The organism is Acinetobacter sp. FDAARGOS_558, assembly GCF_003937785.1.
Classification (GTDB): domain Bacteria; phylum Pseudomonadota; class Gammaproteobacteria; order Pseudomonadales; family Moraxellaceae; genus Acinetobacter; species Acinetobacter baumannii.
The window spans coordinates 2,478,257-2,491,051 of record NZ_RKJH01000001.1 but is presented as its reverse complement, the minus strand read 5'-3'; the positions used below and the strand labels follow the sequence as shown (position 1 = coordinate 2,491,051).

Here is a 12,795-nt window from a genome sequence, read left to right as displayed (position 1 = left end):
ACTTATAATTAGTATTTAAGTAGTAGCAATATTGACTATCTAATAAGCTCCATCGAAGGATTCTCTTTAAAAAAAATAACTTTTTACCCGAAAATCTCTCTAATAAGAAGAGCTTAAAGATGTGCTAACAAATTACAGTTAACCTGTTAAATATAACAGTATTTTATTGGCAAAAATTTATGTTATTTATTCATTAAATCTTAATTTAGGGTACTTAAGCAGGTAGCATGGTTAGCATACCCCCTCATTTCTCTATCTCAACAGATGGTTTTATTCGAATGAACGAAAACCAACTCATGAGTTATCCTCTCCAACATATCATCTCTACCGTTGAATCTAGACATACTGAAGCGTCTCAAATTTTCTATTATGGTTTTACTGAATGGGCAACTTCACAAACTCCAGCTTTAAGTACCGGATGGGATTGGGAACTCATTGAGAATAATGGCATCACTACCGTAAAACGAGTGGGGTTACCTCGAAGCAATATCATGATTGTTGATGTATCTGGTATGGATATCGGATTTGATATTAATGAAACATTACTCGAGAAAAAAATAGATACTTTATTCTGGGAACCGTTAATTTATGCCCAAATCAATACGTCCTTAACCAAGTCTTCATTAAGTCAAACCTTCTCTTAGAAACCTGTAAATTCTTACAGTTACCGCCTTTCCAGCTGTTCAGTAAAGTCACTTGAAAAATAAGTGGAAGCACTTGTAATGAATATTATTGCTGGATTTCAAAACAATTTTTCAGAAGGCCTATATACCAAATTTAAAAGTTACCGCTACAGGGTATTTGTTGAATATTTGGGTTGGGAGTTGAACTGTCCAAACAATGAAGAACTAGATCAATTTGATAAAGTCGATACAGCCTATGTCGTGGCTCAAGACAGAGAATCCAATATCATTGGTTGTGCCAGACTACTACCCACCACACAACCCTATTTACTCGGGGAAATATTTCCCCAACTTCTCAATGGAATGCCTATTCCCTGCTCACCAGAAATTTGGGAATTATCAAGGTTTTCAGCCGTAGATTTTTCAAATCCACCTTCCTCTACCAGTCAGGCTGTGTCATCACCTGTCTCAATTGCAATTCTGCAAGAAGCAATCAACTTTGCAAGAGAACAAGGCGCAAAACAACTCATTACGACTTCTCCTCTTGGAGTAGAACGTTTATTACGTGCTGCGGGTTTTCGTGCCCATCGTGCAGGTCCACCAATGACGATTGATGGATATTCGATGTTTGCATGCTTGATTGATATCTAATTTCTTATATAGGACTCATGCCTATCCGTGGGGCATAAGTCCTAATTTTTACATATCAATCAATCTTGGTTTTTAGATTTAAGTTTGCTTTCTTATAATAAGTCTCATCCTTTTTATAGCTCCAATCGCGCGGCATAAATGATGTCGATATAATCGCAACTACAGCCATACTTCCGATATAAAACATAATTAAATATGGATTGCCTTGCCCAATACTGAGCAGTTTAGTGGCAATCATAGGGGCTAAACCACCACCTAGTACACCTGCCAACTGTACCGAAATCGAAATACCGCTATAACGAATTTCAGCAGGAAATTGACGCGCAAAAAGCTGAGCTTGTGGCGCATACATAATCGGGAACACCACACCAATTGCCAAAACAATTGCCGTCCAGACCAGTACCGGATCTTTGGTATTGAGCATGCTAAAAAATGGATAAGAATAAAGTGCCAATACACATAGACCAAACATAAACATATTGCGTTGACCGACTTTATCGGACAAATGTCCGCATAACGGTGTCATAAATAAAATCACGGCTGCACCGCAAATAGTGGCAAACAAAATGTCTTGTCGTGGAATACCTAATTGTGTGGTGGTGTAAGCTAACGTAAAGGTTGAAGCAATATAGAACCATGCATTTTCGGCAGCGCGAGCCAAAATAATGGTGATAAGTTGTTTTGGATGGTTTTTAAAAACCTGAAAAGCCGGAACTTTGACTTCTTCGGACTGTTGTTTTACTTTTTCAAAGTCTGGTGACTCAGGCACTTTTACACGAATATACCAACCCACTGCCAGTAAAATAATGCTAGCAAGAAATGGTAATCGCCAGCCCCAGCTAAACAATGCTTGCTCAGGTAATAACGATACCAGTCCTAGTGCGATTGAGGCGAGCATTAAGCCCCCACCGGTACTGGCTTGAGGTAAACTTCCCCAGAACCCTTTACCACCTTCAGGTGCATGTTCTACTGCCATAAGCACGGCACCGCCCCACTCACCGCCCATGGCCATACCTTGAATAAATCGCAAGATCACCAAGCCAATTGCAGCCCAATATCCAATTGATTCGTAAGTCGGTAAGAGGCCAATCAGTACGGTTGGAATTCCCATGAGCATCAGCGTTAGCAACAACATTGACTTACGGCCAATCTTGTCACCGAAATGGCCAAAGACTAACCCCCCTAAAGGCCGCCCAATAAACCCAACAGCATAGGTTGCAAATGCTGCAAGCACACCTGTAAGTGGGTCCAGATTTGGGAAAAATAGCTTGTTAAAAATGAGGGCTGCTGCTGCACCATAAACAAAAAAGTCATACCACTCAATCGTGGTGCCGACCATGCTAGAGATGCCTGCTAATCGATGTGACGACTTTTTAGGGTGTGAACCGTTTCCATGTATTGTTTGCATCGTAATGTCCTTTTTAGATTTTCTTGTTTTGTCTTTTTATGCTTATGATCTGTCCTGACCATAAGCATGTTCAGGTCTCGCTTGATCTCCTTAAGCTTTTTATGTGTTTGAAAAATGGTTTAGCTTAGTTTTTCTAAAATTTGTTCCAACTCAGGATTACGTTCTTGCCACCGTGGTTGTTTATCTTTATCAACAATGAGCGCACGAACGCCCTCAATAAAGTCACCATGCTCAAACCAGATATCCTGTAAATCACGCTCAAGCTGCATACACTGCTGTAGTGAAAGTCCACGGCCTAAATGTTGCAGTTTCAAGCTGGTTTGTTTGGCAATAAATGAACGCTGCTGCAAAATACTAAGCATCTTACTCGCCCAAGTTTTTAAGTTTTCATCCTGTTCATTTTCAAGGCTTTGTTCGATCTCATCTAAATGCTGAAATCCAAAATGTTTACGGATGCCTTCGGCAAGTTGTTTAAGCTCACTTTCGGCAGGACGAGTAATAAATCGGGTAATGATGTGTTCAATTCCCTCTTTGCTTAAACTTGGCGCTTCAACGAGAGCGTCTTGTAAAGCTTGTAACTGATCGCTTGGCATATGGTAGTCAATTAAGTCGAGATAGAGCGCATCGCTACTGCTGATCTGCTCACCCGTAATTGCCATATAAACGCCAATATCATCAAGACGAGACAGGAAATGAGTTGCGCCAACGTCCGGGAAAAAACCAATCGCTGTTTCAGGCATGGCAAATCTGGACTTTTCACTGCTTACCACAATGTGACACGCCTGAGCCAAGCCAAAACCACCACCTAATACATAGCCATCAAGCACAACGATGATTGGCTTTTCATATTCGCGCAGTGTATTGAGCATTTTATATTCGGCACTAAAGTAGCCTTTGTAATCGGCTGTGCCATTTTTATAACTGTCGTAGAGATAGCGAATATCGCCACCTGCACAGAAGGCTTTTGGGCTATTTGATTTGATTAAGATCGCCTGAACAGCAGCATCATTTCGCCACAACTCCAATTGGGCGCCAATTCCTTCAATCATATCTAGCGACAATGCATTGAGATGAGTCACACGATCTAAGGTGATCACGCCAAGCTTACCTTGTCGCTCAATCATTAAGTGATTTTCTGTATTCATTTTATTGATCTCTTACTGATTTTTAAAATTTGCCTGCCGTTTTTCAACAAATGCCTGCATGCCTTCTTTTTGGTCCGCAGTTGCAAAAATGGAGTGGAACATGCGGCGTTCAAAACGTAAACCTTCGGTGAGATTCACCTCAAAAGCTCGATTAATGGTTTCTTTGAGCATCATGTTTGCAGTTAAAGACCGTGCTGCGATTTTTTCAGCGGCTTGCAAGGTTTGTTCAAGTAATTCTTCTTTACTAAACACACGTGCAACCAAACCACTTTGTTCTGCCTCTACTGCACCCATTTGACGAGCGGTAAGGCACATTTCCATTGCTTTAGCTTTACCAATGGCATGGGTTAAACGCTGTGTCCCACCAATACCCGGAATTACCCCTAAAGTGACTTCGGGTAAACCAAACTTGGCGTTATCAGCAGAATAAATAAAGTCACACATGAGTGCTAATTCACAGCCACCACCCAATGCATAGCCACTCACCGCAGCAATTAAAGGTTTACGGCGCTGTGCAATACGGTCTGCAAGATGAAAAAAGTCATCTAAATAAATATCGGGAAATGCCAAATCGGCCATTTCTTTAATGTCGGCCCCTGCGGCAAAAGCTTTTTCAGAGCCTGCCAATACGATACAGCCAATTTCGCGATCTTTTTCGAGTTGATCTAATGCCTGATTAATTTCACTAATTAATTCACTATTTAAGGCATTGAGCGCTTGAGGGCGATTTAATGTAATCAATCCAACCCCATTACGCTTTTCTAATAAAATACTTTGCCACTGCATTATTTATTCCTTGTTCTGATTTTATAGACTACGTGCAATCACTAAACGTTGGATATCACTTGTGCCTTCGTAAATTTGACAAATACGCGCATCACGGTAAATACGTTCAATTGGGAAGTCTCTGAGATAACCATAGCCACCAAACACTTGTAAGGCACTTGAGCACACACGTTCCGTCATTTCTGAAGCAAATAACTTGGCCATTGAGGCTTCGTTGAGACACGGTTGGCCTGCTTCTTTGAGACGTGCAGCATAGTGAACCAGTTGTCTCGTTGCTTCAATTTCGGTTGCCATGCTAGCAAGACGAAATGCGATGGTTTGATGCTCAAAAATTGGTTTGCCAAAAGTAATACGCTCTTTGGCATAACGAGTTGCTTCTTCGAGCGCCGCACGTGCTAGACCAACTGCTTGTGCAGCAATACCAATACGCCCACCTTCTAAATTGGCGAGAGCGATTTTTAAGCCTTCGCCCTCTTTGCCTAGCATGAGGCTTTTGTGAATGCGTACATCTGTTAGAGCAATCTGACACGTATCTGAAGCATGCAGACCTAGTTTTTCTTCAACACGAATCACTTCATAACCCGGTGTCTCGCGTGGAACTAAAAAGGCACTAATGCCCTTTTTACCTGCGCTCGGATCGGTCACAGCAAACACGATAATGACGCCGGCATTATTACCCGAGGTAATAAACTGCTTGGCACCATTTAAAATGTAATCGTCACCATCTTTTACCGCACGGGTCTTGATGGCTGCTGCATCTGAGCCAGTATGCGGTTCGGTTAAGGCAAAAGCTCCAATCATTTCACCTTGTGCCAAAGGTTTTAAAAAGCGCTCTTTTTGCTCGTCAGTCCCAAATTTTAAAATAGGCACACAACCAACCGAGTTATGTACACTCATAATGGTCGAGGTTGCACCATCCGCTGCTGCAACTTCCTCGAGTGCCAGTACATAGGCTAAGTTACCCGTGTCTGAACCACCCCATTCCTCTGAAACAAGCATTCCCATAAAACCGAGTTGTCCCATTTGAGTCAGAGTTTCTTTTGGAAAAGTTCCATCTCGATCCCAATCACTGGCATTAGGCTTGATTTGTTCTTGGGCGAAACTTTTCGCCATATCACGAATGAGTAATTGTTCTTCGGTAAATTGCATTATTATTTCCTTTACCCTGCTTTAGCTTGTTGTTTAGCAATTTCTTGATTACGCAATAAAAAGCGCTGAATTTTGCCACTTGGAGTTTTAGGTAATTCACTCACAAATTCAACTAATCGTGGGTAAGCATGAGCAGAAAGTCGTCTTTTAACAAACTGGCTGAGTTCTTCAGCAAGCGCATCTGAAGGCTGTACGCCCGCAGCTAAAATTACAAAAGCCTTAACCACTTCGGTGCGATCCGGATCAGGCACGCCTATTACTGCGGCTTCAATCACAGCGTCGTGTTCAAGTAGTGCGCTTTCCACATCGAAAGGTCCAATACGATAGCCTGATGTGGTGATCACATCATCGCTACGGCCGACAAAGCTCATACTGCCATCGGCATGTAGCTCGGCAGTATCACCTGTTAAGTAGTAATGACCGACGAAAGGTGATTTACGGCTTTCTTTATAGCCACCAAACCACATCATTGGAGACTGGCTAATGTCGACTGCTAAAATTCCCGGTGTGTCTGGCGGAAGTTCTTCACCTTGTTCATTAACAATCGCAACACGATAGCCCGGACTTGGAAAACCTGCTGAACCAGCATGAATTTCATGTTTTAAACCATGATGATTACACACCACCATGCCTACTTCAGTTTGCCCGTAGTGGTCATAAATTGGAGCATCAAGGACTTGTTTAAACCAACGAATTACTTCCGGATTTAGCGGCTCTCCTGCACTACTCACCACACGGAATTGTCCTTTTAACGGCGCCATTTGTGCCGGATCAGCTGCCATCATCATGCGGTAAGCGGTTGGTGCACCTGCCAAGTTGTTAACTTTATAATCTTTCACAATTTGGCATAGGCTATCGGTACTAAAACCGCCTTCATAGAACAAAGTGGCATGGCCTAAAAATAACGGTCCAGTAATCGCATAGTACAACCCATACGCCCAACCCGGATCGGCAATATTCCAGAATGAATCCTCTTCGGTTAAACCAATGGCATCTTGCATATAGCGACCAAAAGCAATCAGTGCTTTTAGTGGCACTTCCAATGGTTTCGCTGGTCCTGTAGTGCCAGACGTAAACATAAGCAAGAAAGGATCTTGGATGCTACGCATCACCAGATCACATTGATCGGACTGCTGCTTCACTTCATTCCAGAAATTAAAATCACCTGCTTTAAGCGGAGTACCTTGTGCGTCGGCCACTGTCATAATTGCAGGGCACTTTTCAATTTCGTCGAGCTTGCTACGGTTACCCATATCAGTCACCACCAGCTTACTTTGAGCAAGTTGAATACGGTGCTCAATCGCTTTGGGACCAAAGGCAGTAAATAGGGGTTGGTACACCGCACCAATTCGCCAAGCTGCCAAAATGGTCACGATCAGTTCAGGTGTTCTTGGCAATAAGCCTGAAATACGGTCTCCCGCTTTCACACCTTGTGATTTTAAAAAGTTAGCAAACTGACTCGACCATTCTTTTAGTTCACGGAAGGTATATTGTTCTTTGCGACCGTCTTTTCCTTGCCAGTACAGCGCGATCTTGTCGCCATCTGCATGTCTATCACAACATTCATAACATGCGTTCAGTGCATCGAGTGAACCTGACAACATCTGTTTAGCAGTGCTTTCCAAATCGAAAGCCTGTACAGCATTTTGATAATCCATCATATCTTTTCCCTCAGTCCGGATTTGTTGTTATTCACGACAGGGTTTGATTTATTCGTTTAAAGCCATCCTTTGGCTTTACCGTTATGCCTCTTGTGGCAGGTATTGTTGAATAATGCTCGAGAAATCGAGATGAGCATTACCACGCATACACATTTGCTGATAAAGCTGTTGCACCATACCACCTAACAAAACCGGCTGTTTCACTTGGCCTGCGGCTTCTACAGCGAGTCCTAAATCTTTGAGCATTAACTGAGTCGCAAACCCATCTTGATAGCCTCGAGATGCGGGCGCATTTTCATTAATATGTGGCCATGGGTTACATACATCCGAACTCCAGCAACGGCCACTTGAAGTATTAATTACACCTGCCAATGCTTGTGGGTCGATGCCTAGCTTCACACCGAGTGCCATGCCTTCGGCCACCGCAGCCATTGAAATTCCTAAAATCAGGTTATTGCAAATTTTGGCAATTTGACCTGCACCCACATCACCACAATGAACAATATTTTTGCCCATGTGACTGAGCACAGGTTTCACCTCATTAAAGGTTTGCTCATCGGCACCGACCATGAAGGTTAAGGTTCCTGCTTGAGCGCCAATGGTTCCACCAGAAACTGGTGCATCACAAATTTTAATATTTTTGCTATGTGCAACAGCAGCAATGTCTTTAATGGTTTGCGGGTCAATGGTGCTGCTATCAATGCATAAGCTACCTGCTTTTAGCACTTCCAAGACACCATTTTCGCCTAAGTAAACCTCTTTAACATGCTTTGCGGCAGGCAACATGGTAATGACTACATCTGCTTGTTTAGCTGCGTCCTGTGGGCTGTCGCAAACCACACCACCTGCCTCGGCGAAGTGCTGAATCGCGACTTCACTGAGGTCGTAACCATAAACTTTGAGTCTTGCTTTTAGTAGGTTTTGAGCCATTCTGCCGCCCATATTACCTAGACCGATAAAGGCGATATTCATCCGTGATCCCCTTAACGTAAACTAATGGTTGTATTTACACCGCCAACTTCATGGCTATCTTCAAACCAGCGACTGGTAATCGTTTTGGTTTGGGTATAGAACTGCACAGCCTGTTTGCCGTATGGTCCCAAATCACCTAGTTTTGAGCCTCTTGAACCCGTAAAACTAAAGAACGGCACAGGTACAGGAATTGGAATGTTGATACCGACTTGACCAATATCAATAAGGTTTTGGAAAGTACGTGCAATGGCACCGCTTTGTGTGAATAGACCTACACCGTTACCAAATGGGTTGGCATTGATCAAAGCGATTGCTTCATCGAGTGTATCTACACAAATAATTGAAAGTACCGGGCCAAAGATTTCTTCTTTATAAATACGCATGTCGGTATTTACACCACTAAAAATCGTGGCACCCACAAAGTTACCTGACTCATAACCTTGGACTTGAACATTGCGACCATCGAGTAGTAACTCTGCACCTTGCTCAACACCGCTATTAATCAAGTCAATTACACGCGCTTTGGCACGTTTTGAAATCACTGGACCAATGTCAGTATTTGGTTCATGGCCTGCATTTACTTTTAGAGTTTTGGCTTTTTCAACTAACTCTTGAATCCACTGTTTACTGTCACCAACCATCACTGCAACCGACAATGCCATACAGCGTTGCCCAGCAGCACCAAACGCTGCACCTACTAAAGCATTTAAAGTTTGTTCTTTATTGGCATCCGGCATCACAACCACATGGTTTTTTGCACCCATCATGGCTTGCACACGTTTGCCATGCTGCCCTGCAAGGTTATAAACATGTGTTCCAACCGCTGTTGATCCTACAAATGAAATTGCTTTAATGTCTTTATGGGTACACAAACGGTCAACCACTTCTTTACCGCCATGCACAACGTTCAGCACGCCTGCCGGAATACCTGCTTGTATCGCAAGCTCAACCAACATCATGGTCGATAATGGATCTTGTTCTGATGGTTTTAAGACAAAAGTATTGCCGCACACGATTGCCATTGGGAACATCCAAAGCGGGATCATGGCTGGGAAATTAAACGGCGTAATACCCGCACAAACACCCAAAGGTTGTTGCAAGGTATACGTATCTACACCGCGTGCTACACCTTCAACATATTCGCCCATTTGTAAAGTACCAACTGAGCAGGCATGTTCAACCACTTCTAGACCACGTTGAATATCACCTTCGGCATCTGCCAAGGTTTTACCTTGTTCAGCCGTCAATACTTGTGCGATTTCTTTCATGTTGGCACGGATCAAGTCTTGTAGCTTGAGCATGATGCGCATACGTGCCTGAATTGGAGTCTGGCGCCACGAAGCAAAAGCATCTTGTGCAGCCTGAATAGCAGCGTCGACTTCTTCAACCGTTGCAAAAGGCACTCGACCAATCACTTCCTGAGTTGCAGGGTTAACAATGTCTTGCCATTCTTGTGTTTTAGATTCGATAAACTGTCCGTTAATAAGTAATTTAGCGGTGTCCAATTCGATTTTCTGGATTGTGTTCATAACCTCTCCGTAGGTCATATTTTTATTGTGTTCAGTTATTAGAAAATACTTTTCTATGTATTTTCTTTATTCAGGTTTTATTTGAGACTAACAAAGAAATCTTTGACCACCAACGCAAATTCATGCACGATTGTTGTGCAAATATGCACAGGGACAATAACAAAAATGAAAGTGGATTGGGATCATCTACAGTTTTTTCTGGTTTTAGCACGCACTAAAACTCTAACCAATGCTGCACGTATTATAGGTGTCGAGCACAGTACGGTGGCTAGACGGATTCAGGCACTAGAACTTGCTTTAGGTACCACGCTATTTAAGCGTGAAGCAACGGGCTATGAGTTAACTCTCGAAGGGATGGCACTTGTCCCTCGAGTTGAACAAATGGAACAAGCTTTCTTACAAATTGAAAAACCGCATCAACCTTTACAAGGTCGTGTGCGAATTGGCACACCTGAGGGTTTTGGAACTGCATTTTTAGCCCGCTTACTGGCTGAATTCTCCATACAGTATCCTCTGCTTACCATCGACCTGATACCCGTACCAAAAATGATTAAGCTCTCGCACCGTGAAGCAGATATTGTGGTGTCGATTGAACGCCCAACCTCAGGGCCTTATATCATTACGCGCTTGTCTGATTACTGTTTAAAAATTTACGGTAGCCAAAACTATCTAGCGCAAAACCCACCAATTCGCCGTCTGGAAGATTTAACCCAGCACCGCTTTGTGAACTATATTGATGATCTGGTATATAGCCCCGAGCTGTATTGTCTAGAACGCTTACCTTTAAAGCTTAACGCGAACTTTCGTAGTAGCAGCATTTTGGCGCAACAAATTGCGGTCAGCGCAGGCGCAGGTCTTGCAATTTTGCCCAAGTTTTTGGCAGATGATAAGCCTGAGCTCGAAGAGGTGTTAGAACAACAAGTTCGTTTTACCCATACTTTCTGGATGCTGACCTTCGTTGATTTACAGCATGAACCGCGCATTAAACTAGTCTGGGATTACTTGCGTAAACAGGCCGATAAATATCAACATTTACTGGTTGATTAAATAATAAATAAAAAGCCAATCATATGATTGGCTTTCTGGTAAATCGAGACAGGTTAATTAAAAGATTTCTTGACCTAATTTTCTCATACGCGGCTTATAGAACGCATAATAGGTCACGCTTAAAACCACTAACCATACTGGGCTAACGTATAACGCTTTTAAGGTATCTGGCTCTAATGCCAAAATCACCAAGGTAAACAAGAAGAATGCAATAACGGCATAAGCCATCAACACACCGCCCGGCATTTTGAAGGTAGATGCTGCATGTAACTCTGGGCGAATTTTACGATAACGTAAATAACACGCCATGATTAAAATCCACACGCTAATGAATAAAATCACACAGAGCGAACTTGCCAAAGTAAATGCTTCCATTGTGTTTGGAACAAAGTACTGAAGCACCGCTCCGCCCATAATGAAAATACATGAGAAGATTAAGCCATTTGACGGTACAGCACGTTTTGATAAACGTCCCAAGACACTCGGTGCCTGACCATCTTTTGATAAACCAAACAACATACGGCTCGTTGAAAACACGCCACTGTTCATCGAAGACATGACCGAAGACAGCACAACCAAGTTCATGATAATTGCTGAAATCGGAATACCTGCATTTAAGAACAATTCAACAAACGGGCTTTTATCTGCACGGATATGATTCCAAGGCGTCACTGACATCACGACAAAAAGTGCCAGCACATAAAACAGAATAATACGTACCGGAATCGCGTTAATTGCTTTTGGTAAGTTAGTTTGCGGATCTTTCGTTTCAGCCGCAGTGGTACCAATCAACTCAACACCAATAAAGGCAAACACTGCAATCTGGAATCCGGCTAAAAATCCACTTACACCTTTTGGAAACAGACCACCATGCGACCAGACATTACTGATGCTGACAACGTCACCATGAGGAGCTTGGAAATGAGTGAGAATCATGTAGCCACCCACACCAATTAAGCCAATAATTGCCAAAATCTTAATGAGTGCGAACCAGAATTCTACTTCACCAAATAACTTGACCGTAAGCAAATTAAGTCCTAACACGAATAGTACACAGCCCGCACTAATCATGGCCTGTTGCATTGGTGAGAAACTGGCACCCTCGGGCAACCAGAAACTTAAATAATTAATAACTGCTGATAGATCGGCAATACCGACCAATACCCAGCCTAGCCAATAGGTCCAGCCAATATAATAGCCAGCCCATGGGCCGATTAAGTCATATGCCATATCAACAAATGACTTGTAATGTAAATTAGCAAGCAGTAATTCACCTAATGCACGCATAAGGAAAAAGAACATACCGCCAATTAACATGTAAATAACGAGAATCGAAGGACCTGCGAGGGAGATGGTTTTGCCCGAGCCCATAAATAGACCGGTACCGATTGCACCGCCAATTGCAATAAGCTGTAAATGGCGATTACTTAATTTCCGTTGTAAATGATCAGGGGAACTTGCCTCATCTGAATGATGAACCATTGTCATATTAGAAGTCCTTTTTATATTTGCTTAATTTCAATCAGCAACATATAGGGAGAAAACGAACCGTATATCGTGGGTTGCTGAGTCTATACATCGGGACAAGATGTTCAAGTATATTTTTTCCTTAATTGATCTATCTTTTATCCCTATTTTTTTAAATTGCATTATTTATGTACTGCCTTCACGGCAATTTTAATTATCCAATCTCAATTCACCAGATGAGCCGAAGTGTAGCATGCGATATTGTTCGATGTCGCTTTACCACCCCCTCCAAAACTGCACTGATGACTCAAAAATAAACAATATTATTCCGATAAAAAACCTAAAGAAAATAAAAAA

The 12,795-nt window shown here is 42.5% G+C and carries 11 protein-coding genes; 3 read left to right on the top strand and 8 right to left on the bottom strand.

Annotated elements, in window-relative coordinates; translation table 11 throughout:
- Positions 1 to 227: 227 nt before the first annotated feature.
- Both EGT34_RS11985 and abaI read left to right on the top strand, forming a co-directional pair.
- Positions 228 to 644, top strand: a complete 417-nt coding sequence (locus tag EGT34_RS11985) for a DUF4902 domain-containing protein (RefSeq protein WP_060454585.1) — start codon at positions 228 to 230, stop codon at positions 642 to 644.
- A 63-nt stretch (positions 645 to 707) separates the two neighbouring features.
- Entirely contained in the window at positions 708 to 1,274 is a 567-nt protein-coding gene (gene abaI, locus EGT34_RS11980) for an acyl-homoserine-lactone synthase AbaI (protein WP_000387874.1), read from the top strand.
- 55 nt (positions 1,275 to 1,329) lie between these two features.
- On the opposite strand, the gene EGT34_RS11975 is transcribed toward abaI, so the two are convergent.
- The 7 genes from EGT34_RS11975 to EGT34_RS11945 form a co-directional block, all read right to left on the bottom strand.
- A complete protein-coding gene (locus tag EGT34_RS11975; protein ID WP_001193289.1) occupies positions 1,330 to 2,682 on the bottom strand; it encodes an MFS transporter in 1,353 nt (450 codons plus the stop codon).
- Positions 2,683 to 2,801: 119 nt separating this feature from the next.
- A complete protein-coding gene (locus EGT34_RS11970; protein ID WP_001091032.1) occupies positions 2,802 to 3,827 on the bottom strand; it encodes an enoyl-CoA hydratase/isomerase family protein in 1,026 nt (341 codons plus the stop codon).
- Positions 3,828 to 3,839: 12 nt separating this feature from the next.
- Positions 3,840 to 4,613: an enoyl-CoA hydratase gene (locus tag EGT34_RS11965; RefSeq protein ID WP_001198689.1), complete on the bottom strand. Its 774-nt coding sequence runs from the start codon at positions 4,611 to 4,613 to the stop codon at positions 3,840 to 3,842.
- Positions 4,614 to 4,634: 21 nt separating this feature from the next.
- Positions 4,635 to 5,762, bottom strand: coding sequence for an acyl-CoA dehydrogenase family protein (locus tag EGT34_RS11960; protein ID WP_024437052.1), 1,128 nt, complete (start codon positions 5,760 to 5,762; stop codon positions 4,635 to 4,637).
- An 11-nt stretch (positions 5,763 to 5,773) separates the two neighbouring features.
- On the bottom strand, positions 5,774 to 7,423 hold the full coding sequence (locus EGT34_RS11955; protein ID WP_002080114.1) for an AMP-binding protein: 1,650 nt from the start codon (positions 7,421 to 7,423) through the stop codon (positions 5,774 to 5,776).
- Positions 7,424 to 7,504: 81 nt separating this feature from the next.
- A complete protein-coding gene (gene mmsB / locus EGT34_RS11950) occupies positions 7,505 to 8,395 on the bottom strand; it encodes a 3-hydroxyisobutyrate dehydrogenase (RefSeq protein ID WP_024437051.1) in 891 nt (296 codons plus the stop codon).
- An 11-nt stretch (positions 8,396 to 8,406) separates the two neighbouring features.
- Positions 8,407 to 9,924, bottom strand: a complete 1,518-nt coding sequence (locus EGT34_RS11945; protein WP_001092389.1) for a CoA-acylating methylmalonate-semialdehyde dehydrogenase — start codon at positions 9,922 to 9,924, stop codon at positions 8,407 to 8,409.
- Between the two features lie 165 nt (positions 9,925 to 10,089).
- On the opposite strand from EGT34_RS11945, the gene EGT34_RS11940 reads away from it, so the two are divergent.
- Positions 10,090 to 10,971, top strand: coding sequence for a LysR family transcriptional regulator (locus EGT34_RS11940; RefSeq protein ID WP_000861801.1), 882 nt, complete (start codon positions 10,090 to 10,092; stop codon positions 10,969 to 10,971).
- A gap of 57 nt (positions 10,972 to 11,028) precedes the next feature.
- On the opposite strand, the gene EGT34_RS11935 is transcribed toward EGT34_RS11940, so the two are convergent.
- On the bottom strand, positions 11,029 to 12,459 hold the full coding sequence (locus tag EGT34_RS11935; protein WP_000178999.1) for an amino acid permease: 1,431 nt from the start codon (positions 12,457 to 12,459) through the stop codon (positions 11,029 to 11,031).
- Positions 12,460 to 12,795 lie beyond the last annotated feature (336 nt).

What these genes read in the sequence shown, in the direction of transcription:
- EGT34_RS11985 (WP_060454585.1), top strand. Translation starts at nt 228, where the DNA reads ATGGTTAGCATACCCCCTCATTTCTCTATCTCAACAGATGGTTTTATT.
- EGT34_RS11975 (WP_001193289.1), bottom strand. Translation starts at nt 2,682, where the DNA reads ATGCAAACAATACATGGAAACGGTTCACACCCTAAAAAGTCGTCACAT.
- EGT34_RS11970 (WP_001091032.1), bottom strand. Translation starts at nt 3,827, where the DNA reads ATGAATACAGAAAATCACTTAATGATTGAGCGACAAGGTAAGCTTGGC.
- EGT34_RS11965 (WP_001198689.1), bottom strand. Translation starts at nt 4,613, where the DNA reads ATGCAGTGGCAAAGTATTTTATTAGAAAAGCGTAATGGGGTTGGATTG.
- EGT34_RS11960 (WP_024437052.1), bottom strand. Translation starts at nt 5,762, where the DNA reads ATGCAATTTACCGAAGAACAATTACTCATTCGTGATATGGCGAAAAGT.
- EGT34_RS11955 (WP_002080114.1), bottom strand. Translation starts at nt 7,423, where the DNA reads ATGATGGATTATCAAAATGCTGTACAGGCTTTCGATTTGGAAAGCACT.
- mmsB (WP_024437051.1), bottom strand. Translation starts at nt 8,395, where the DNA reads ATGAATATCGCCTTTATCGGTCTAGGTAATATGGGCGGCAGAATGGCT.
- EGT34_RS11945 (WP_001092389.1), bottom strand. Translation starts at nt 9,924, where the DNA reads ATGAACACAATCCAGAAAATCGAATTGGACACCGCTAAATTACTTATT.
- EGT34_RS11940 (WP_000861801.1), top strand. Translation starts at nt 10,090, where the DNA reads ATGAAAGTGGATTGGGATCATCTACAGTTTTTTCTGGTTTTAGCACGC.
- EGT34_RS11935 (WP_000178999.1), bottom strand. Translation starts at nt 12,459, where the DNA reads ATGACAATGGTTCATCATTCAGATGAGGCAAGTTCCCCTGATCATTTA.